At 56.2% G+C, this 22,657-nt stretch carries 14 protein-coding genes; 4 read left to right on the top strand and 10 right to left on the bottom strand.

The genetic code is table 11. From position 1 onward, the window contains the following. Positions 1–22 precede the first annotated feature (22 nt). The 4 genes from PW792_14555 to PW792_14570 form a co-directional block, all read right to left on the bottom strand. On the bottom strand, positions 23–2,482 hold the full coding sequence (locus PW792_14555) for a glycoside hydrolase family 95 protein (GenBank protein MDE1163141.1): 2,460 nt from the start codon (positions 2,480–2,482) through the stop codon (positions 23–25). Between the two features lie 60 nt (positions 2,483–2,542). After that, positions 2,543–3,916 carry an RICIN domain-containing protein gene (locus PW792_14560; GenBank protein ID MDE1163142.1) on the bottom strand — a complete coding sequence of 458 codons (1,374 nt, stop codon included), beginning with the start codon at positions 3,914–3,916 and terminating at the stop codon, positions 2,543–2,545. A gap of 117 nt (positions 3,917–4,033) precedes the next feature. Continuing rightward, the gene (locus PW792_14565) at positions 4,034–5,476 is read right to left on the bottom strand and encodes a hypothetical protein (GenBank protein ID MDE1163143.1); all 1,443 of its coding nucleotides are present in this window, start codon (positions 5,474–5,476) and stop codon (positions 4,034–4,036) included. A 149-nt stretch (positions 5,477–5,625) separates the two neighbouring features. Continuing rightward, positions 5,626–9,063 carry a TonB-dependent receptor gene (locus tag PW792_14570; protein MDE1163144.1) on the bottom strand — a complete coding sequence of 1,146 codons (3,438 nt, stop codon included), beginning with the start codon at positions 9,061–9,063 and terminating at the stop codon, positions 5,626–5,628. 878 nt (positions 9,064–9,941) lie between these two features. Between PW792_14570 and PW792_14575 the strand changes: the two genes are divergently transcribed. After that, positions 9,942–10,910, top strand: coding sequence for a hypothetical protein (locus PW792_14575; GenBank protein ID MDE1163145.1), 969 nt, complete (start codon positions 9,942–9,944; stop codon positions 10,908–10,910). Between the two features lie 99 nt (positions 10,911–11,009). Here PW792_14575 and bglX read toward each other — a convergent pair whose 3' ends face one another. The 5 genes from bglX to PW792_14600 form a co-directional block, all read right to left on the bottom strand. Continuing rightward, complete coding sequence (bglX, locus tag PW792_14580) at positions 11,010–13,268, bottom strand: beta-glucosidase BglX (protein ID MDE1163146.1); 2,259 nt, start codon at positions 13,266–13,268, stop codon at positions 11,010–11,012. Positions 13,269–13,308: 40 nt separating this feature from the next. After that, entirely contained in the window at positions 13,309–13,941 is a 633-nt protein-coding gene (locus tag PW792_14585) for a response regulator transcription factor (GenBank protein MDE1163147.1), read from the bottom strand. Further along, complete coding sequence (locus PW792_14590) at positions 13,938–15,416, bottom strand: ATP-binding protein (GenBank protein ID MDE1163148.1); 1,479 nt, start codon at positions 15,414–15,416, stop codon at positions 13,938–13,940. Before PW792_14590 ends, PW792_14585 begins: the two co-directional genes overlap by 4 nt. A gap of 125 nt (positions 15,417–15,541) precedes the next feature. Beyond that, positions 15,542–16,477 carry a ribokinase gene (gene rbsK / locus PW792_14595; protein ID MDE1163149.1) on the bottom strand — a complete coding sequence of 312 codons (936 nt, stop codon included), beginning with the start codon at positions 16,475–16,477 and terminating at the stop codon, positions 15,542–15,544. A 31-nt stretch (positions 16,478–16,508) separates the two neighbouring features. Then, complete coding sequence (locus PW792_14600) at positions 16,509–17,501, bottom strand: GRP family sugar transporter (protein ID MDE1163150.1); 993 nt, start codon at positions 17,499–17,501, stop codon at positions 16,509–16,511. Between the two features lie 427 nt (positions 17,502–17,928). On the opposite strand from PW792_14600, the gene PW792_14605 reads away from it, so the two are divergent. The 3 genes from PW792_14605 (at position 17,929) to PW792_14615 (ending at position 21,797) form a co-directional block, all read left to right on the top strand. Then, positions 17,929–18,969, top strand: a complete 1,041-nt coding sequence (locus PW792_14605; protein ID MDE1163151.1) for a LacI family DNA-binding transcriptional regulator — start codon at positions 17,929–17,931, stop codon at positions 18,967–18,969. A gap of 100 nt (positions 18,970–19,069) precedes the next feature. Next, complete coding sequence (locus PW792_14610; protein ID MDE1163152.1) at positions 19,070–20,632, top strand: VWA domain-containing protein; 1,563 nt, start codon at positions 19,070–19,072, stop codon at positions 20,630–20,632. Between the two features lie 91 nt (positions 20,633–20,723). Next, positions 20,724–21,797: a hypothetical protein gene (locus tag PW792_14615; GenBank protein MDE1163153.1), complete on the top strand. Its 1,074-nt coding sequence runs from the start codon at positions 20,724–20,726 to the stop codon at positions 21,795–21,797. Positions 21,798–21,872: 75 nt separating this feature from the next. On the opposite strand, the gene PW792_14620 is transcribed toward PW792_14615, so the two are convergent. Further along, entirely contained in the window at positions 21,873–22,616 is a 744-nt protein-coding gene (locus tag PW792_14620) for a hypothetical protein (GenBank protein MDE1163154.1), read from the bottom strand. Positions 22,617–22,657 lie beyond the last annotated feature (41 nt).

A 22,657-nucleotide genomic window follows, 5' to 3' on the forward strand; every position in this document is an offset into this window, starting at 1 on the left:
AACAACTTGAAAGCAATGGATACTAAGGGATTGACGTAATAATGTACGTATCCCCCGCAGTTGTATCTATGCTGATGTTTTCTTCATCAATACGATGAACAGAGATGGCTTCCCCGCCTGGCGACAAAACTTTGGCCAGCGCAATTTTGGGGTAGCGCATTTTGAGCAGCCCTCCTACCTTGGAAAGCACCTCAAAACGCTTGGCATGGCCATTCTCCCAATCAGCAGAAACCTCGAACGCCCCGCGTGCGAGCAGCCCTCGGTAGCTTCCGTTAGGCCACGCATGTGGAAGCGCAGGCAAAGGAACAACAACTTCCTCGTTGCTTTGCAGCAACAACTCTGCAACACCAGCAGTTACACCTAAATTCGCATCAATCTGGAACACTTTTTTCTTAAAAGAGTCAGGGTGGTTGTTCCAAAGGTTATACATCGCGTGGTGTGAGAGCCAATACTCGTAGAACTCGTAAGCCCTATCCCCGTCACCTGTACGGGCCCATGTCGCAAGCCGCTGAGCATCTGCCCAACCAGGAATTCCATTACCGATTCCTCTTCCATTTAAAGAGACTTTTGCTGCATTCAGCCAGGCTGGCGTACTCGAGTTAATCAACTGGCCAGGATAGAGCCCAAGCAGTTGAGACATATGACGATGCTTGGGATCTCCAATGGATCCATACGTTGTTTCCTCGCGATACTCTTTGATTTGTCCTGAGTCGCCAATAAGGATAGGGTCAAGCCGTGGCAGATCAAATTTTAGCTGCGGAATTAAAGGGTCTTGAATGCCGAGAACGCGGGCAGCCTCGATCGTATCCCGAAAGTTTTCATAGATCATCTGCTGGTCGAACGTTGTGCCGATTGATTGCAAGTTACTCGCATTTTCCGGTGAAGACGAAGGGTTCGCCAACAACTTACCATCCACATCCTGTACAAAACGAGAGAGGAAATTTGTCTGCCCACGCATTGCTGGATAGACGACGTTTTGCAGAAGCTTTTTATTGCGTGTGAAGTCGTAGTCGTCCCAGAACAGCATCGCAGTCCATGGTCCAGTACCAAAGCCCGAGTGCGACGTTTTTCCACTTGGTTCAAGCGGGCGCATTCCGTTCCCCAGAGCCCAGCCATTGTCTCCATCGCGAGCAAGACCTGCAGGGTGATACTCCTTCAAGTACTTCGTTGCGAGAGCCTGATGATAAGGAAGATAAGCACGATAAAAATCGATGTAGCTATCGAATAGTTCGGGCAAATTAGTATTAAACGCAAGCCAATAGTTCATCTGCTCGTTGACATTGTGCCAATAGCCGGCAGTCCACGGCGGATCCTGGTAGACATTCCAGACACCCTGCAGATTCGGTGGAAGAGTGCCAGCCCGCGAGGAAGAGATCAAGAGATAACGTCCATACTGAAAGGCCAGTTCGTCCAGATATTTACTGGCTTTACCCGCTCGAGAATCTTCGATCAGTTCATTTGTGCTGAGGCCAGAGGCCTCAGTATCAAGGCTGAAATCGACACGGCCATAGAGCCTTCCATAGTCCTTTTCGTGCCTCTCCAGCAACTCGTCATAGCTATGCTCGCTAGCGGAGGCGATGATCTCGCTAACTTTACGATGAGGAACAGGAAACCCCTTGAGCTTAGCCAATCGGTTTTCTTCAGAGAAAACCTGTGGGTTTGCAATTGGATAGTTCGTCCCCACGGCAACAAGGATTACCGCGCGGTTAGCTCCTTTAACACTGATGGATGCGGCACTTCCGTCTGAACTATTTTCCGCCTTCAAGGTCCCGCCTTGGGGTATTACCTTGAACTGCCCTTCAAACTTGATGCCGTAGTACTCCATCGTGCCCGACAGGATAATCGTGTTTCCATCTGCTCTTACAGTGCCGTGCTTTCCGCGGTTATCACCCCTTACTTTACGAAAGTCAGCAATGTACGGAATGGTTGGTCTAAGCGTAAAATCCAGTGCCCCTTCTTTTGAAGCGGATAAGCGGACGACAAGCACCTTGTCTGGATAGCTTGTGAAGTAATCTCTCTCATAATGAACGCCGCTGTTTTCGTAACGAACATGCGCAACGGCGCTGTTTAGCACCAGATCTCGTGAATAGCCCTTTGGAGCTGTTTGCGGAAAATCTAGAAACACTTCAGCAAAATTGTTTAGTCCACCGATCTTGTCTGCTGGAGAGTCCACCAGGCTGTTTTCCGTGATCTGTAAGCGGTCTTGCTGAACACCGCCAAACAGGTTGACTCCCATATATCCATTGCCCAGCGGTAGCGACTGACTGACCCACCCGTCATTATCATTTGCCGCAGGCTTGTCATACCAGAGTCGGAGGGGGACCTCGGCATCAGAGCCTCTATTTAATGATTTTGAAGCTGCGCTCTTTGCCAACCGTGCCTTGCTCGATCCAGCACCAGAAGATCCTGCGCAAGCGGACCATGCACAATTAGCTTGCGAAGCAAGTAGACCAACAGCAAGCATTGAAACAACTAATCGCATTAGTGAGCATCTCCTGGCTGTTTGTAGCATTCATTCGGTGTCTTAGGCCCCACATTGGCGCTAAAGCCAGATACTTCGCCCCAGCGGCACATAGCTATACCAATGGAGCCATACACTGTCATCTTCCTGTGTAGCGGTGAACGTAACCGCTTCCTTCTGCACCACAGAAGCGGTCGCTGTCGGCGCAACTCGGATGGAGTAGAGCTGTGATGTTGAAGTCGTTGTGCAGCTATTTATCTGCATTTGCACACCTGTCACTGTCGAAGGGGCCAGAACGCATAGGTTACTGGCATCCCCAATGAAGGTGTAATACCCCGCACCACCAGAAACTACATGCCAGGTTTGTGAAGCATCTGGCGTTGTGGAGCTTGCTTCATCCAGCTCAAGTCCGGCCCCTACCACCGTACTGCCGCTAGCCACGCTCAGGTAGAGCGTAGGCTCGCTTACATTCACAAGGTAATACGTGTCCAGTGTGGTCCGCTGCAACTGCCACTGCTGTGCGGGCGTCGCTGTCGTTGCACAAGTCGCCTGCGTCACAACGGAGCCCTGGGCCGCAGCACAAAGACCATTGTGCTCATTTTTGATAGCGAATACTTGCGTAGTATCTATAGGCGTGGAAAGTACTGCAAGCAAATCCACATACCAGGAATCCGTACTACTGATGCTCGTGCCATTTGAGGCATATTGAGTCCAAAGAATTGCACCATTTACTGAACCAATAAGGTCGCTTAGCTCTGCACTCCAATCAGATTCAGCCACTAGACCTGAGCTGAACACAGCTCCAACATACGGAGAGATAAACGGATAGATGGGCAAGGTAGAACTAATTGCCCGATCATTGGTGACAGCCTCCTCCATGTAGGTATTCCACGTAGTGTGGTCAGCCCACCTCTGATAGAGGGTTGGAGCAAACACGTCAAATCCGCCAGACGCATACAAGGCTGCTCTAGTTGATTGGTATGTAGTGGAGTAATCGTAGTCATACAAGCCAACCTTTGCACTGGGGTAAGCATTATGAACCCATGAAGCAAACTGGAGCAAAGCCGCCTTGTCGAGATTTGCCTGTGCCTGTGACGTTGCTTTGTCTACAACAAGGTTTTCGAAGTCGAGAACAATAAGGAACGAGTTGCCCAAGCCACCTTCAGCCGTGCTCGACGTGTCCGTTAGGTACGCCGCTACCTGCGCAAGGAACGTTGCTTGATCCGGAAGATTCGTACAGGCGGTTGCCGAGCAACTCATACTCCACTCGTCGTAGACGGTAGTAGCTCTCATCGCGCCATCGGTATCGAGCAGCCTGCGGTTTGCAAATTGAGTTTGATTGAAGAATACGAAGGGCTTGGGAAGCGTGGTTGCCCCGGCCTGAAGTGACGCAAAAACCAAAAACGCGACAAATATTGAATCCAACAGAATGCAAGTGCGATAACGAAGGCTCATGAAAGACCTCTTTCGAAATACAAGCTGATGGAACGTTGGGTTTTGAGTCACTACTTATGAGCAATGGCTCGTTGAGAACGTGCGCTGTGCGACATAACAATCAGACCTGAAACCGGGTTAGGTCTTTTTGAATACGATCCTGCTAGCGCAGCCTGCTGGAAGATCAATGCTGTTGGAGTTGAGCTTCCGATCCTCTTGATGGATCACCGCGGAATCCAATGCAAGCGAGCTAAGGATGTGTGCTTGATCTGCACGAAATCCAGAACCAACATTGAGAACAAGCTGCACTGGTTCTCGAGACATATTGAATTGCAATACTTCCAGACCTGTGACTGTTTGCACTCCATAAGCTCGGATTCGAGGGTCCGTGCAAGCCGTTTCCAGCAGGGTGCAACCTGCTGCATGTGCCGCCATTGCCATGCCTTGAAAAATTGGCCGAACAGTGTAACCAAGAGCAGACGTACCAGCTATCGGGGTGTAATAAGAATCGTCCGCACCCTTCTTTGCGGAACTGTCACCTGGCAACACTCCTCCAAGCGAAGCTTTAATTTCCTTCGAGCTGCCGCCATGAAAGTTGACCCCGGAGAAGCCTTCAGAAATCAGCTTGAGGGTTAGATCCCCGCCCCATAGCGTCGAAGCAAATGTATCGCTAACTCCCGGCTGTCCACCCTGATAACAGGAATTAACTTCTGTCATTCGGTAAGGAAGGCGTGTACGCGTCCCGGCAGTTTTCATCACGTCGATTTCTTTTTCAACCTTTAGATTATGCAAAAGGTGATCGATGTCAGACGCCGGAATTCCAGGAGGGCCCTCGGCATAAAAATGGTCTGTCAACTCTACCAAGGATTTTCCAAATCCACTTGAAAACTTCTCGGCAAACGGATAAACCCAGGCAGGATCAGCAGCCATATCAGGGCCTCCCAGCTTCGCATGGGGAAGGCGAGCGAGAATGGCTTTCGCAAAATCCGACCATTGCTCCATGAAAATTTCCGGCCCCCAGGATGCAGGGCGAAGCTGATAGCGAACATAGTTATTCGCCTCATTTCCGATTTGCAGGTACTTCAGACGCGGACCAAGAATCCGGGATACTACTTCAGCTTCTTCCGCTGCTCGCTCCGGGGTGCCCAGCCCAAGGTTCAGCCCATAGATGCAGCTCCATCCCGTTTTTTCCAGGAACGCGCGCAAATGATGAAGTGCCTTCGGGGTGATAGCGGTCAAAGACTTTGGCTGCGTAGGCAATGGAGAATAGGCCGGCGGTCGCACACCCTCAGAGGAGGCAAAGTACGTAAACTCACTGGTATTACCACCAAGGCGGAGTACTCCGCTCGGCGAAAGAGTTTGAAACACGTGAATCAGCTCTTTGTTTTTTGCAGAGAAAAAATATGGATCGCCCAACTGGGTTATTTCATAACTCAGACCTATCATGTCGCGCGGAATGGTCGCAATAGCTTTGTTTGGATCGACTGTAATTTTTACAGTATTGCGGCTCTGTGCTCGAAGCGCAGACCGAAATAACGCGACGAACGCGGAAGATCTATAGATAAAACGGCGACGATTCATAGTGTTCCCCTTTTCGAGGCAGTTACAGGACGGCAGGATTACAAGTAACGTATTGACTTAGATCTTTGATCTGATCCGACAAGTTCGTGTGGCGAAGAGGATTTCTATGGGCTAATACTCTTCGCCACAATGCGCACGACTCGTGTTTGTTAGAACTTCAACGTAAGAGCTAACTGGAGATGACGTTCGGTCGTAGACGTCCCCGAAGAGCTGATCGCCCCGAAGCTGGAGTTGCTGATATTTGACTCCACTGCCGCCCAGCTAACGCCGTTGAAGACGTTATACGCATCGACTCGAAAACCGAGAACAACGCTTCCAGGAAGAGCGAAGTCCTTATTCATTGCAGCATTAAAGTTGTGATAGCCAGGATCGCGGAGAACACCGACATGCGACGTTCCGAAACCCGTTGAGAGCTCTTCACCAAAGGCTGCTACGCCATTATCATTCTTCGTGTAAATGACGTTGCTACTTGCCTTCTGGTTCATAGTGGGGTTCGCAGGAGAGGCAACTGTACTGTAGACCGCAGAGGTATTTGTAGTCTTATTTACAGCGGTATACCCAGCAGAAGGATCCGTTCCCAGCCAGTGAGCATACGACCGATTGACAATTTTCAGTGGCCGGTACTGGTTTGCACGAATAGGATTTGCGCTTGCTCCGTTGACCTTGTAATACGTGGTCGAATAAACCGACTGAGCAAAGCCTGTGTGATAGTTTCCCGTCATCGAGGTATTCCATCCACCGAGAAGAGCTTCCTCCAGACGGTTCCAGTGGCTTCCAATCAACTCGCCGCGACCGAACGGAAGCTTATAGGTAACGGCGAACGAAAGAAGATGGCGCGCATCGAAATAGGATGGGCCATAGTCGCCAGCAAGGTTCGTGCTGTCCTGCGGATAAGCATAGGTAGAGCCGAGCACACCACCTGAGCCATAGTAGCCACTGCTGTCCGTCATGGATTTGCTGAACGTGTAATTGAACAGATAGAAAATGTTGTGCGTTGTATTTTTGCGCAGGGTAACCTGCAGTGCGTTGTAGTTCATCACGCCTTCTGATTGCGTGTACTGAACATTATGATTTGCCAGAGCTGGAAGCTTGGTCGCCAAAGGAGAGTTGCAAGGCGTAGAGGTGGCCGAAGTGGCGAGGATAGAGCATGGTGCCTGATTCAGACCAATCAAGTTCGCCAGGTGGTCACCATCCTGTCCGACATACCCTGCCTGCAGTGCAAGCGTGTTCGATATCTGATACGCAAGTATCAGGTCGAACTGCTGAACCAGAGCAGGCTTCAAATGAACATCCCACCCAAGAAGATTCGAGTTGAGCGTCGCAGGGGTAACAGCAGTCAGAGCCGGGTAGCCTATGCTCATCTGCTCAGGCGTAGTTACAGCAGTACCTGCGGCACTATAGATAAAGAACGGGTTCTGTGTAAGCCGTTGGCCTGCTCCCATTCCTTCCATATAGTTGGTGATACCGTAACCGGCGCGAATAACCAGGCGATTGCTGCTGCCAGGCGTATACGCAAAACCAACCCGAGGCATAAAGCCTAGCCAGTACGAATTGTAGAGTGCACGGCTCGCACCGTTCACACCCGCAAAGGTGATGGCACCAGTTGAAGGGTCCGTATTGCTTTGGCGGTTATTCACTTCGTACATCGGCTGGTCGTACTCCCAGCGAACGCCAAGGTTGAAGGTAAGATTGGGAAGCGCCTTATAGTCATCCTGGAAGTAGATAGCCGGGCGCCATTGCCGTGCACCCCAACGGCCGGAGCTGCTTCCTACGCTAAAAGCACTGGCTTTATCTTCAAGGAAATCCGCCCATGCACTACCAGTCGAAATACTGCTATTCGTGGTGCTGCCAGTGAACGTCCAGGAGCCTAGCGGACCAATATTTCCGGAGTAATAACGGTTTTCCTGATAACGAACCGCCTGCGCACCAAATTTAATGGAGTTACGGCCGTGGAACCAGCTGATTTTATCTCCATAGGTAAAGGCATTCGTCATGCCGTCCGTTGCTCGTCCTCCGTTGGAAGGACCAAAACTACCAACGGCAGGCCCGGTACCAGAGAAAGTGACCGTGGGAACACCTGGAAATACTTGAGTCGGCCCCGGGATTCCGAGATTCTGCAACCCCGTCGTTCCAATCAACCCTGTAATGTCCACAGGATAGTTCGTATAACGTGACCGGCTATAACCCACACGAGCTTCATTCAGCAGGTTCGGAGAGATAGTATGCGTCCAGTTCACGACAAATCCGATATATGGATAATCGCCGCTAAGCGGTGTATCGACGGGCATTGCGACAGCGGTCGTCTTCGTTGAGTTCTGCACTCTTGTAAAGCGACCAGAGATCATATCCGACTCGCGAAGACGCCAGTCGAGCTTCACATCGCCCTGATTAATCAGCGTTCCGTTTCTGGTAAAACCTTCGTAGTTAGCACCTGAAGAGTTACGGACGCAACCAGTACCAACGGCCTGCCCAGGATTGTACTGATTGCAAACGGGGTACCACGTCGGATGCTGCAACAGGTATTCAGCCGCAGGGTTGCTGATCGGTACGGTAGTGTTCAAATACGGGTCGTAGGCCGTGCCCGTGCCCTTCAGCCCAGCCTGACCGGTCTCGTCATGCGCAGGATTATTCAAATACGCAGGGTCTGGCTGAGTGCTCAGATTCACGCCCGTCTGATGCTGCCGCACTCCACGGTAATCGACGAAGAAGAAGAGCTTGTTTTTCATCAGCGGTCCGCCCAACGTGCCGCCAAAGTAGGTGCGGTTCAGCGGCTGCCGAGGAGTGATCGTAGCCGTATGCTTCTGAAGCCAGGAGTTCGCATTGAGTAGCGTGTTCTGCATCTGGAAGAACGCGCTGCCATGGAATTGGTTGGTTCCGCTCTTGGTCGTCATCACCACCTGCCCGCCGTTCGCATTGCCATACTCAGCGGTGTTGTTTCCGGTGATCATCTGGTACTCCTGCAGCGAATTTCGCGACGGAGTGTAGGCCATCCAGTTGTCGATGGCGTCGTTAATATCGAGACCATCCAGGGTGAAGTTGTTGGACTGCTCGCGGTTGCCGTTCACATTGAAGCTCTGGTTCGAAAAACCCGTCGAGTGATAGATATTGTCGTAAGCGCCGGGGTTCGGCTGAATCGCGCCCGGAGTCAGCAACCCAAGCGTCATAATGTTGTCCGCCACCAGCGGCAGCTTGGAGATTTCGGTACTCCCAAGCGTCGTGCTGAGCGTTGCATCCTGCGTGTTCAGAATGGGTGCGGCAGAGCTAACGACAACTGTTGTGCTCGCCTCTCCAACGACCAGCTGAATATTGTAGTGAGCAGTCTGGGCACTCTCGAGAGCAAACTGCGGAACCGTGCTCTTTCCGTAGCCCTGCCCCGTAATGGCAAGCGTGTAGGGCCCTGGCGGAAGTGACGCCAGGTTATAGATGCCACTCTTGTTCGTCTTGGTCGGAAACGTCAGACCTGTCGCAGTATTACGCGCGACCACGGAGGCACCCACCACAAGGGCGCCGGACGAGTCGGTCACCACTCCTGTAACGCCGGAGGTAACGTTCTGTGCCAGCGCACCCAACGTTAACAGGCTGATCAATAAGACGCACAAAGCTAAATCGGAAAGACAGCGTTTTGCCCACATCCTGAACATCCTCCGAGTGAACTCCCCCTCTTCGCCTTGCCGTACAAGAACCTTCGGGCCTTGTCGGAGCAGAGTCTTTGCTTATTTGCGGGTGTAACCGAAAGGAGCGAAGAACGCGTTCAAAGTATTCAGGGGTGAATTCACTGTGTTTTATTGAAAATGTCATCACCGGAGAATACCCACAAGTTTGATAACGTATTGTTTACCTATCTACTCATTCCAGAAGACTTACGTGGAACGTTTAGAACAATCCCCTCGCTGCTGAGGAGCGCGAATGCTCCACATGGCTCCTGCCCACGAAGGAGATCAACCAGCGACAGCGATCAACTGTCATTTCCAGGAACTCATCCGGCACCTGCGAGACGCGACAAAGCGAAGCGGCCCCACCCACTTCGTAAAAGTCATATTGCGATTCGCGCGGGGCAGGATGTATACATTACCTATCTACCAGGGAGAAATTCTTAGGCCGCTCAAACCGTGAAAGGTTCGAGCGCTGTCACCTTCGCGATCCACTCCCAAGGCGCGATGCAGGCAAACGAACGTCATGTTGGACGCAGAACCCAATCCGCCTCTTTTTGACCCGCAGTCTGCAGCGGAACGCCGACTCGTTCTAGATGAACTCAGCAGCCTCCTCCGATCCCCCTACTTCAAGAGCAGCAAGCGCTATCCTGCGCTGCTGTCGTTTGTCGTTGAGGAACGCCTGAAAGGCCGCAACGAAAACCTGAAAGAACGAATCATCGGAATCCCAGGTCTTCGAACGGGCAGCCGACTATGACACCAACAACGACACGATCGTGCGCGTAACCGCTGGAGAAGTACGAAAGCGGCTGGCCTTGGCCAATTATGAGCGCCGCTCCACGGCCAAGGTGCAGATCTCGCTTCCCAGCGGATCCTACCGACCGGAGTTTTTTCTAGTATCCGCTGAAGCTCCGCAGGAAGCTCACGAGCCTGCAGTCCTCGGTGAGCCGGAGTCCACTCCAGACCCGTCCACCAGACTCAGCACGCCGACTCTGGAACCGCTCCCCCCGGCGACCTCACCGAAAACCCATCGCCAACGCTGGATCATTGCGGCTCTGGCTGCCTGCGGACTCTTCGCTACTGTCTTCCTCATGCAAAGAGAGAATCGGACACAGGCCAACACGTTCACCGCCGCTTTCTGGCAGCCGTTGTCGAGCAGCAATGATTCAGTATTGATCGTTCCCGGAGCACTCGTTCCCACCTCCGACGAGCGCGTCCCCATGGGGCCCGCAGAACAGAAAGACCTCTACCCCTATACGAGCTTCTCCACCGCCGTCGCCACCGCCAACGTGATCAAAACCCTCTCCGATCAACACAAGGCGTATGACATTCTTGGAGCGCAAAGCGTCTCGCTTGATGAGATGCGGCACCGCAACGTCGTACTCCTCGGCGCATACAACAACGTCTGGCTGAAGGAGCTCCAGAAGGATCTTCCGCTGCAGTTTCGCTTCGGTCTTGGTGCCAGAGGTGAGATCTACGAGGTAGCGGATGCAAAGCGCTCGTGGTCAAGGCAACTGGACACCCCTCTTGCCTATCGTGCGGATTATGCGCTCATCGCACGCTTCCGCAGCAGCGAAACAGGCAACTGGGTCTTTGCCATTGGCGGCATCGGGGCCAACGGAACAGAGGCCGCCTCCCAGTTCGTTTCTACCTCTCAGTATTTGGATACGGTCTCCCACACCCACAAGGACTGGACAGGGAAAAACGTTGAAGTGCTTCTAAAGCTGAATGTTGTCGATGGAAAAAGCGGAGCGCCCTCTGTAGAAGAAGTGCGGGTCTGGTAGGCGTTCGCCTCTGGCATCGCACAGACAGCCGCCCCACGGCAAACGGCACAAAGGGCCTGCACGCATTCGTGCAGGCCCTTTGTATCCTTGAAGACGTTCCTACTTCAGCAAAAACGTCGAGTGCATCGTGGCCTCGGAGCTATCTCCCACCCACACATCAAACGTTCCAGGCTCAAGCACCTGCTTGCGTAGAGACGGGCTCCAGTACGCGAGTTCAGAAGCGGGTACATCCAGCGTGACCTCTCGCTGCTGACCAGGCGCAAGCGTGAGTTTCGTAAACGCTTTGAGCTCGCGTACCGGGCGCGATGCGCTCCCCGCTCGCTGATGCGTATAAAGCTGCACGACCTCTGCACCTGCAACCGCGCCGGTATTACGCACCGTAACCGTCGCACGCAGCACACCGTTTGCAGACGCAACAGTTGCCTGCTGCAAGCGAAGGTTCTCCACTGCAAAATGCGTGTAGCTCAGCCCATAGCCAAACGAGAACTGCGGCGTCGACGGCATATCCCAATATCGGTTGCCAATCTGCGACGGGTCCTGCGTCAGGTAATGTTCGTAGAAGATCGGCACCTGCCCAACAGACCGCGGCCAGGTGATCGGCAGCTTGCCGCTCGGATTCGCCTCGCCCGTCAACAGGCTCGCCACCGCATGGCCACCTTCTGTGCCGGGATACCAGACATCCAGGATCGCCGGCACATGTTCTACAGCCCAGCCAATCTCCAATGGCCGAGCCGCCATCAGTACGAGCACCACAGGCTTGCCTGTCGCCACCGCAGCTTCCAGCAACTCCTGTTGTTTGCCCGGAAGCGTCAACGTCGCGCGACTGGCCTGCTCACCGCTCATGTTCATCGCCTCGCCCAGCACAAGCACGGCAACATCCGACCGCTTTACGTCTTCAATCGCCTGGTCAAACGCGCGCTTGCGATCAGCCTCAGTAAGCAGCGTAGGCTTCGGCTCGGGGGCCTGCCCATCAAAGATCGAGCTGGTCGGACGAACAATCTCAACGCCCTTGTCCACCAGCAGAGTCGCATTCGGAAGCTTCTCGCGAAGCCCCTGCGCAACCGTAATCGTGTCAGCAGGAACCGCATGCAGTGACCAAGAGCCAAGCGTATCGACCTTCGAATCAGCCAGCGGCCCAATCAGCGCAATCGTCTTCGCCGACTTCGCCAGCGGCAACACACCACCCTCATCTTTCAGCAGCACCGCTGTCTGCTCCGCCGCTTCGCGCGCCGAGCTCCGCTGCTCCGCCGACAGCGTCTCCCGCTTGTACGCATCCATGTCCACATACGGATTGCTAAACAGCCCCAGCCGATACTTCATCTCCAGGATCGGCAGCACCAGCGCATCCAGTTGCGCCATCGAAACCTTCCCCGAGCGCACAAGCTGCGGCAGGTTCTCGCGATACACCGAACTTGTCATCTCCATGTTGATGCCAGCGTCCACCGCGCGCAGCGCAGCATCCGCAGGGTCGGCAGCAAAGCCATGGGTCTGCAGATTTTGCACGGCAGCCCAGTCACTCACCACAAAGCCGCGGAAGCCCCACTCCTTGCGCAACACATCCTGCATCAGCCACTTGTTGCCCGTCGCCGGAACCGAGTTCAGGTCCATGTACGCCGACATCATCGTCGCCGCACCAGCCTTCACCGCCGCGCGATACGGCCGCAGATACACGTTGTGCAGCGCATCCTCGGAAAGATCCACGGAGTCATAATCGCGCCCGCCAAACGGCGCACCATAACCGCCAAAGTGCTTCACACTGGCCAGGATGTGGCCCGGTGTTCCAATCACCGGCCCTTGAAAACCAAGGACCTGCGCCGCAGCCATCTGTTCGCCAAGGTAAGGGTCTTCTCCGGCCCCTTCCATAATGCGGCCCCAGCGAGGATCGCGAGCAATGTCCACCATCGGCGAGAACGCCCAATCCACACCCGCCGCGCGGGCCTCGCGCGCCGCCATCGACTGCGCATGCTCCACCAGCGCCGGGTCCCACGACGCAGCCATCGCAAGCGGCACAGGATTGATCGTGCGGAAGCCGTGAATCACGTCATAGCCAAAGAGCAACGGAATCTTGTGCGGCCCTTCGGTCGTCGCAATTCGCTGTAGCTCATTGATGCGTGCCGGATCGGTAAGGAATAAAAAGGAGCCCACGCCCTTGCGTGCCAGAGCATCCGCCTCAGCAGGCTTGTAGTTCTGCCCGGCCGCCTGCTCCATCTGCTCAACCTTTTCCTCCACCGACATCTTCGCCAGCAACGCATTGGCAAACGTACTCGCCTTATCGTTTCCAGCCGCAGGCTTTGCTTGCGCATTCGCCAGTAATGCAAACATTCCTACAACCGCAAAACTCTTGATCGAACGCAACACGTGTCTTTCTCCTAAGCTGAAGCTCTTGCCATCACGGCAGCTAAATTTCGTTGCGATAGCGTTCAATCGCCAGCAACACCAACTGCGACCGCGTGCGCACACCTGCCTTTGAAAACAGCTGTTGCAACGTCGCCTTCACCGCACTCTCAGAGATCCCGAACTCCGCCGCAATCTCCTTGTTCGCCTTCCCCTGCAGCAACAGGCGCATCGTGGCTTTCTCTCGGTCCGTAAACTTCGGCACCGCTGGCGCCTGCGCCGCAGAAAGAATGGCCTGCAGATACTCCTGGTCGATCAGCACACGGCCTGAAGCCACATCCAGAATCGCCCGTTGCAAATCCTCCGTCGACTGCTGCTTATGGAAGATTCCCGACAGCCCCATTTGAATCAGCTTCAACGCATCTGCATCCGGCAGCCCCGCCGTTACCAGCAGCACCCGACCGGCAAACTTCGTCTGCCGCAACTCGGTCATAAACCCCAGCGCCGTCTGGCTGCCAAGGTCATAATCCAGAATCAGAACATCCGGCCCCGTACGCAGAATCTCCGCCACAGCCGTCGCAGGCACACCGCTCTGCCCCACGATGTTGAAGCGCATGTCCTGGCTCAACAACCGCAGCAAACCTTCGCGAAACAACGCGTGATCGTCCAGCAAAAACAACCGCACCGGGGCGCTCATCGAGCCACCTCCAGAGTCGCGGGATCGCCATATCTCATAAACGCAACCGCCCTCAACGTCAGCTCAAAGGTACATCCTGTCGCAGTGGGGACGTAATGCAGGTCACCACCAAAGCTCTTTGCAATCGCGCGCGAGATGTACAGCCCCAACCCATTGCCGTTCTCTTCATCACCCGTTTGAAACGGTTGAAACACGCGCTCCGGGTCGCCAAGTCCAGGCCCCGTATCGGACACGCGCAACACCGCGGCTCCTGCTCTCTCCTCTGCCTCCAGCAGAAACCGCCGTTCCGCACCTTCTGGTAGATCTTCCACCGCACGCAGGGAGTTTCGCGAAAGGTTCAACAACACACGCAGCAACGATTGACGCTCTGCCTGCACTGCCGGAAACGAAGCCGGAATTCGCCACTCCAGCACGCCGCCCGCGTCCTCCCAATCCTGCCCGATGATCACGCGGAACTCCGCCGAAAAATCCTGCAACGACAGGGGAGCAACATGAGCGCGGCTATTGTTGCGCAAGTCAAACGTTGAGATCTGCGAGAGTGCTGCCGTCATGCGAGACAACGCCTCAAAGTCTTCGTTTCCCTGCAGCGCTGTGCTCACAGCCAGGTTCCGATGTACCACCGCAATCGCCGCACACAGGTTTCGAATCTCATGCGAAACAGCTCCGGCCAGCACTCTTCCCTGTCGCACCAGATCATCGAAGTGGGCCTGCTCCCGCTCGCGCACCTCGGTCGATACGTCGACCAGAATGGCAGCAAGACGCTTGTCCTCGCCTTCGCCATAAATCGAGAACCACGTCGTTGCGGGAAACTGCTGACCATCCAGGCGATGCGCCCAGGCGCTCGCCTGCGTGCGCACGCCGGAGATGCCCTCCGGCAGACGCAACGCTTCCGCAAAGAGCGGCACAAGCTCGTCAATCGAACGCTTCCACAAAGCATTCGATTCAGCACCAAAGATCTCTTCTGCCGCCGTATTGGCAGCCAGCACTTCACCGCGCGAACTGATCGTCAAAATCGCCGCGGGGCTGCTCTGCGCCAGCAGGCGTAACTGCTCCTCGGCCCGCAGTCGAAGCCTCTGCTCAAAGCGAAGGCTCGCATAGTGCTTGAGCACATTGCGGCGCGACTCCGTAATCTGTCGAATCAGCAATCCGCAACCGATGTACGCCACCGCCGCCATACCGAACCGCAGCACATGCTCCAGCGGCGTCTCCAGGTTGATGAACACGCCACGCGTATACGCGCAGAGAATCGCGGCCAGCACAATCTCCCACGACGTCAGCACCGTGCCCGCAATCATCACCGGGAACACATACAAAATGCCCAGCGAGTAATCGATGTTGAGCTTCCACTCCAGCAGCACCAGCACCGCAACAAAGCCAACGCCCAGCCCCAGCATCTTTGGCTTGCTCGAAACAAAACGCCGCACCCGGCTGGAAAGCCGCAAACGACGGCGGCGACGGCTTGTCTCCAGACTCATCATGACCTCTTCAGCTTAGACGCAAAGCACTGTACCGCTAGCACGTTACTAGCCGAAAGATAGCCTCGTCCCAGGACTCCGTCCCTGAACTCCGCGCGGACATATTCCCCACCTCGCTACAGGCCTTAGCCTGCAGCGACAGCATCGTTCCGCAACGCATCCACTTCTTCCAACGTCGGCATCGACGGCTGCGCCCCAACCCGCGTCACCGAAACAGCAGCCACCGCACACGCAAACTGCGCAGCATCACGAGGAGCCATGCCCTGCGTCAGGGCAAAGGCAAAGCCTCCGTTAAATGCGTCACCGGCCGCTGTCGTATCAACAGCGTGAACACGATACGGCGGCACATAGCCGCGCTCGACATCCGCGCCTGCCAGATAGACTCCACGCTCTCCCATCTTCAAAATCACATTGCGCACCCCCGTAGACAGCAAACGGTCCGCCGCTTCGGCAGCAGCGTCACCGACAACAAACTCTCCCGAGGACGAGAGAAGAATCTGCGTCTCCGTCTCATTCGGCGTCAGCCACGTCACATGCTTTAGCGTCTCTGCCGAAAGCGCCTGTGCTGGCGCAGGGTCGAGTACCAGCGGTACGCCAAGCTCACCAGCAATCTGCGCCAGGCGCTCCACCGTGTCCAACGGAATTTCTAGCTGCGCGAGAATCACTCCCGCAGCTGCAAACAACTCGCGGTGCGCGTCCATATCTTCTGGCCGCAGCTTGGCATTCGCTCCGGGAATCACCACAATCGAGTTGCCTGCGGACTCCGTCACCAGGATCACCGCCGACCCCGAAGCGCCCTGCACGGTCTTAACAGCTTCTGTAGAAACTCCAGCGCCTTCCAGCGCTTTGCGCAATCGGTCTGCGAGCAGATCATCTCCCAGGCAGCCCACCATCACCGTCTTCGCGCCCAGCATTCCGGCTGCGACCGCCTGATTGGCTCCCTTGCCTCCGGGATACGTTGCAAAATCGGTTCCCGGGATCGTTTCGCCTTCCGCTGGCATTCGTGCAACGTTTGCAACAAGATCAAGATTGATGCTTCCCACGACCACAATGCTCTTCATGAAACAGGCCTACTTTCGTGTTGATGCGGTTTTACTTTGTCATAAGTGGGGCCACCGCTATGGCTCCCAGCCCTGCAAGGAAAAATAGAAACATCCAGGGGAGCAGCCGTCGCGACGCCGCCGAAGCCGACGCAAACTCACGCCACACAAACACTCCCCAAACCGCCGACACCATCGTCGCGCCTTGCCCGATCGCATACGACACCGCTGGTCCCACCACATTCGCCTTCGACGCGACAAAGCTTGCGACCGCGCCCGTACACCAGATCACGCCACCAATAACACCCCAGACATGCCACGATCCGCGCGCAGCAGCGTACTGCCCAAACGTCGTCACCGCATCCCCTGTCAGCGAACGCTTCATCAGGTAGGTGTTGAACGGAAGCGAACAAGCCGCCACACCCAGCGCAAACACAAACGCCACCGCATACGGCCCGAGCGCATGCTCGCCCAGCGTGGACTTGGCCACAAACGGATAAAACGTTCCCATCAACAGGCCGCTCACAACACTCAGCACAACGCCGCGCGTGCTGACGTTGCCGCTCGCTTCGCGACGTTTATAAGCCAGCGCATCCAGCACAATCGCGACAGCGACCAGCGCCACGCCCCCGAAGATCAGCAACGGGTTTCCAGCCGGATGAATGAAGTAATTCAGCAGCGTGCCGACGATCAGCGCCAACCCAATACCTACCGGAAACGCCACCGCCATCCCGGCAATATCGATCGCAGAAACCAGCAAAAGATTGGCAATATTGAAGATAACGCCGCCCAGCAACGCCCACGCGACGTGCGCCCCATCCGTTGAGCGCAGGTTTTTCAGGAAGGCCGAGGGGCCACCATGCAGGCTGCCCAACGTAAAGCCCCACAACATGCTGCCGATCACGATTCCGGCGACATAATCCCAGTAAAACAGGGAAAATGGGTATCCCGCCGTCAGTTTCCGCGTGTTTGCCCACGATCCCCAGCACAACATGCTCACAATCATGAGCAAAAGCACTTCTGCGTACGCTTCCGGCTGGAACATGGACGAATTACCTCGCAAAACAAGGATTGAAACGATGCTACGGGCTGATCACTCTCTGCGAAAGAGAAAGTATGTGAATCTTGAATGCCGTTTCCTGCAAGGGGAAAGCTCTAAAAATCAAAGAGAAAGACGGAAATCGAGTCTAACTCTTCGGCATGGAAATTGGCCATCCGGGTTGCGAAAGGCTGAATCGCCACCCGCAAAAAGTACCTTTCGAGCCCCGCATTATGAAAGCATTCATGACACGTTCCGGCACAAAAAGAAGCGGTTTGGCACACAACGTCCGAGCAGAAACTGGCGTACATCGCAGCATGTGACGGCAGCGTATACACTGTCCCACACAGCAGGTAACGACGCGCAGCACCAAAGATTGACCCAGTAGTCAGTTTCTGTTTCCGTCGTAGAGCACCGAAACACCGGAGGACCATTGGCAGACAACAAAGCTGAGAAAAAAGCTGCTTCCACCGGACGCGTCACGATGCACGACATCGCGCGCCGGGCAAATGTTTCACTTGGAACCGTGTCGCATGTCATCAATCGTAAGGTGACGGTTAGCGAGGACGTCCGGCAGCGTGTGCAAGAGGCGATCCGTGAGCTTGGCTATCAGCCGAACCACCTGTCGCGTGCGCTGCGGACCAATCGCACCAACATTATCGGGATGGTGATTCCTGACATTACCAACCCGTTCTTCCCTTCCGTGGTGAGAGGCGTCGAAGACGTTGCGTTTGCCGCGAACTACCGCCTGCTGCTTTGCAACGCAGATAACGATGCGGCCAAAGAGACGGCGTATTTGAATGATCTGCGAGCGTTTATGCCTGCAGGCATCATCCTGATTCCATCCAACGATCACAAAGTCACCTGGTCGGAGAGCTATCCGCTGGTGTGCATTGACCGGCCGCCGGCAGAGTGGCCGGGGGACAGCGTGACGGTCGAGAACTTTGAAGGCGGCTACGCTGCGGGCGCACATCTGGCGCAGTTGGGGCACAAGACGGTCGGAATCCTTCGCGGCCCGGCCAATGTGGTGACGTCGACCGAACGCGTCAAAGGATTTACAAAGGCGCTGGCAGAACGCGGAGTACAGATTTCGCCGGAGTACGTGCAGGAAAGTCACTTTGATCAGGAGAGCGGCTACCAGAGCGCGATGCGCTTGCTGCGACTGGTTCCGCGGCCGACGGCGATCTTTGCCGGCAATGATCTGATCGCAGTGGGTGCGCTTTCGGCGATCAAAGCCGCAAAGCTGCGCTGCCCGGAGGATGTGTCCCTGGTGAGCTTTGATGGACTATCGTTTGCAGACTTCACGGATCCGGCCCTGACGACGGTGGTGCAGCCTAGTTACCAGATCGGCCTTGCCGCCGGTCGGTTATTGCTGGAACGTATCAACGGCGACCAGAGCGCCCCCCGGAACGTGGTGATGAAGACCGAGTTGAAGATCCGGGACAGCACGCAGGCACCCTCGAGCAGTAACTGACGCTGAGCCAAAGGTAAGCGGCAGAAGCAGATACGAAACGGCGCGAAAATGCGAGCGATATTCGTCTCCGCAGGGTGTGGTTCACCGCTACAATCTAGGCGTGAACCGCACCACATCGTTACTTCTGCCTGCCCTTCTGCTGTCAGCCCTTTCGCCATTTTCCTACGCACAAGCTGCGCCTGATCAGCAGCCGGTGGGAGATGCTTCGCAGGGCTATCGTCTGAAGACGACAACCCGACTCGTCGTATTGGACGTAGTGGTTCTGGATAAAAAGGGCAATCCGGTGAAGGGGCTCGACAAGAGCCAGTTCACGGTGCTGGAAGATAAGAAGCCCCAGACGATCCGCAACTTCGAGTTGCATGAGCCCACACCGGCGGACCAGAAGCCGAAGGTGATCGTAAAGAGCACGGCTGATCTGAACAAGATTGGCACCGACCCGGTCGACATCCTTGTCTTCGACGAGTTGAACTCAAAGTTCGAAGACATGACGTATGCGCGCGACCGGATGCTGAAGTACCTGATGCGTCAGCCGGAGATTCTGCCGCGCCCGACGCAGTTGCTGGCTGCAGGCGACGCCCACTTTGTAGTGCTGCACGATTACACGCAGAACCGCCAGGAGTTGCTGGATGCGCTGAAGACACACCTGCCGCAGTATCCGTGGCAGATGATGCGGAACCAGGTGGGCGATGGCGCGCTGGAGCGCATGGCGCAGACGCTGGGAATTCTGTCGCAGATCGCGGACGCTTCCAGCGGAACGCGTGGCCGCAAGAACGTGGTGTGGATTGGCGCGGGTTATCCGTCGGTGGACACGTCGGCGATGGACCAGGAAGACCAGGACAAGATTATGGAGACGATCCGCGTGGTGACGTCGCGGATGCTGACCTCTCATGTGGTTCTGTATGTGATTGACCCGGCAGGCGTGCAGGCGATGCAGCAGGACACGGGCACGGATGACGAAGGCAACGCCACAAGCAGCAACCTGGCCAGCGGACTGGGGCCGTTCACCGACAAACTGGACTTTGCGACGTTTGCCCCGGCGACGGGCGGCGAGATCTTTGCCGAACGGAACGACATCGACCGCGAAGTCGACGACGGGTTGCGCGAGTCTTCGAGCTACTACACGCTGACCTACACGCCGACGAATACGGACGACGTGAGCACGGCGTTCCGCGATATCCGCGTCAAGATGAAGGACCCGTCGCTGCACGCGGTAACGCGCAAGGGATACTTTGGCGGGCCGATCCCGGTGGAAGTGGCTCCGAAGCAGGACACGAAGCCGAGCAACCAATTGAAGTGGGACATTGGCGCAGCCGCGCAGACGACGCTGCCGTACAACGGGCTGGATGTGCGCGCGGATGAGATCAGCGGCGGCTACAAGCTGAATGTGGTGGCCAAGGGGCTGACGTGGACGGACCTGGAAGATGGTTCGCGCACTGCAGAAGTCACGATCATGGCGGTTTGCACGACCGAAAAGGCGAAGTCTGTATGCCATGAGAGTCGCGAGATCAAAGACAAGATCAAGCCGACGGACGACATCGAGCGTGGCGAACGGGTGACGTTCCCGTTCAAGATGGATGTACCAGAGCGCACGACGCACCTGCGGTTTGTGGTGCGCGATGCAGGCAGTGGACGTATCGGCACGACCGATGTCGACATGAAGTAAGTACGTTGCGGGAGGGGCTGATGCCCTTCCCGTTTCCTTCGAAGGGCAACGGTGAGTCGCCTTTCTTCCTAAAACTTCCTCAGGAGGATGTATGACGTTTCTTCGCAGTGCAGGCGGCGCTTTGGCGCTGGCCGCAGTCACGATGGCAGGCCTGTCCGCACGAGCCGGCGCGCAGGTAAAGCCTGCCGACAAGCCGATCTTTCCTGCCGGTACGCCGGTGGTCAATGTGCCGTTCGCGGATGACAATCTGAACTTCCAGAAGCTGGGCTCGCTGCACATGCGGCTGTCGTTCAACGGCGGTCCGGACAAGCGGTTCCAGGTCGACACGGGATCGACGGGCATTATGGTGCCGGCGAGCATGATTCCGAATTATCAGGGCAAGGGTGAGCCGGGAGAGATTACGTATTCCAGCTCGGGCGTTCACCTGACGGGCACCTGGGAGACGGTGGATGTGACGTTTGAAGACGCAAGGATGCCGGACGGATCACCTGTGGTGGCGCACATGCCGGTGCTGGCGGTGACGCAGAAGGAGTGCCTTGCGCTGGGCGTGAACGCGACCAAGTGCAGCCCCGGACCGTGGGGCGGCGGCATGATGGGTGTCGGGTTTGGCCGCGGCAAGGACGAAGACTGGAACACACAGCAACGGAACCCCTGGCTGATGCTGAACGCGATGCAGGAAGGCCGGATGCGGCGAGGCTATGTGATCACGCCCAAGGGCGTGCAGCTGGGGCTGAATGCGGAGACGATCAGCGGCGACTGGAAGTGGCAGAAGCTGCTGCCACGCACGGCGACAGTGCCGAGCAGTTATCCAGGGCCGAAGGATTGGACGACAGCCGCGGGAACGGTTGAGGTAAAAGGCACACGGCTGCCGATGGGCACCGTGCTGATTGATACGGGTCTGACGAACATGATGCTGTCGTCGCCGGGCGCACCGGATAGCGGCGACGTGCCGGATGGCGTACCGATCAAGGTATGGCTGCTGGGTGGACAGTTGAGCTATGAGTTCACGACCGGCGGAATGCATGATCCAGAGACGCCGCGCAAGGTGAGCTGGCGCAAGCCGCACGAGACCACGTTTGTGAATACGGGGCTGCGGGCGATTGCGCACTTTGACTACTGCTATGACTCGGACGGTGGGTTCCTGGGGCTGAAGTTTCGGCCGTAGGGAGTTGCTGGAACGCGAAAAGGCCTGCCGGTTGGCAGGCCTTTTCTATTGCTGCTTCTATTGCTGGTGGAGGAGCTACTTCTGCTTTGCCATCGTCTGCCACTTGGCGATGAGGGTGGGCCAGTCGATGGGGTGGGCGTAGTAGCGGACCTCGTCGGGCCATGCGCCTTTGTGCTTGGCAAACGAGATGCGAGCGACGCCGCTGGAGAAGTTCCTGGCACCAGCCTGGGCGGTCTGCACACCGTTTTCGAGCAGGTCGCCGTTGGTTTTGGCGATGGGACGAACGATGGCGATGTGGCCCGGACGGTGCGGGTCGGGGCTTTCGTAGACGACGGTGACGAGCTCACCCGCATTGGCGAGGCTCTGCGCTTCTGCTGCCGTGGCGACTGGCTCCCAGCCCTGGCTGCCGCTGGACTTCGAATTGAACCACTGCGCCTGCGCACTGGCGAGGAGCTGCTGCGGATGGTCAGGCGGACGCAGCATGTAGATGTCGAGCTTGTAGCCAAGGGCGGCGGTGAACGACGAGCAGTGCGTGGCGCGGTCGGGGCCGGTGGAGGAGGCGGGCTCGTCCTGCTGGCCGGTGAGCCAGTTGATGTGCACCTGCGGCTGCCAGAGGGCGTCGACGTGCATGGAGTCGATGACGCGGTCGAGAAGCTGGCCGGGCTTGGAGACCTCGCCACAGCAGAGGGCGTTGGGGTCAATGGCGGCGGTGGTGAGCGGGGTGCGAGCCGCGGGGGCGGCTTCCTGCGCGTGCGAGACGGCGGGCAGGCTCCACAGCGAGAACGCGAGTAGAGCTGTCGCGATGGAATGCTTTTTCAACACGAGTGATTCTCCCTGACGGTTCGGCCTTGCAAAAGGCA

The sequence above is a fragment of the Acidobacteriaceae bacterium genome (assembly GCA_028283655.1).
Lineage (GTDB): Bacteria > Acidobacteriota > Terriglobia > Terriglobales > Acidobacteriaceae > Granulicella.

Coding starts and splice junctions, on each gene's coding strand:
- PW792_14615 (MDE1163153.1), top strand. CDS start 20,724: ATGACGTTTCTTCGCAGTGCAGGCGGCGCTTTGGCGCTGGCCGCAGTC.
- PW792_14585 (MDE1163147.1), bottom strand. CDS start 13,941: ATGAGCGCCCCGGTGCGGTTGTTTTTGCTGGACGATCACGCGTTGTTT.
- PW792_14600 (MDE1163150.1), bottom strand. CDS start 17,501: ATGTTCCAGCCGGAAGCGTACGCAGAAGTGCTTTTGCTCATGATTGTG.
- rbsK (MDE1163149.1), bottom strand. CDS start 16,477: ATGAAGAGCATTGTGGTCGTGGGAAGCATCAATCTTGATCTTGTTGCA.
- PW792_14590 (MDE1163148.1), bottom strand. CDS start 15,416: ATGAGTCTGGAGACAAGCCGTCGCCGCCGTCGTTTGCGGCTTTCCAGC.
- PW792_14565 (MDE1163143.1), bottom strand. CDS start 5,476: ATGAATCGTCGCCGTTTTATCTATAGATCTTCCGCGTTCGTCGCGTTA.
- PW792_14555 (MDE1163141.1), bottom strand. CDS start 2,482: ATGCGATTAGTTGTTTCAATGCTTGCTGTTGGTCTACTTGCTTCGCAA.
- PW792_14560 (MDE1163142.1), bottom strand. CDS start 3,916: ATGAGCCTTCGTTATCGCACTTGCATTCTGTTGGATTCAATATTTGTC.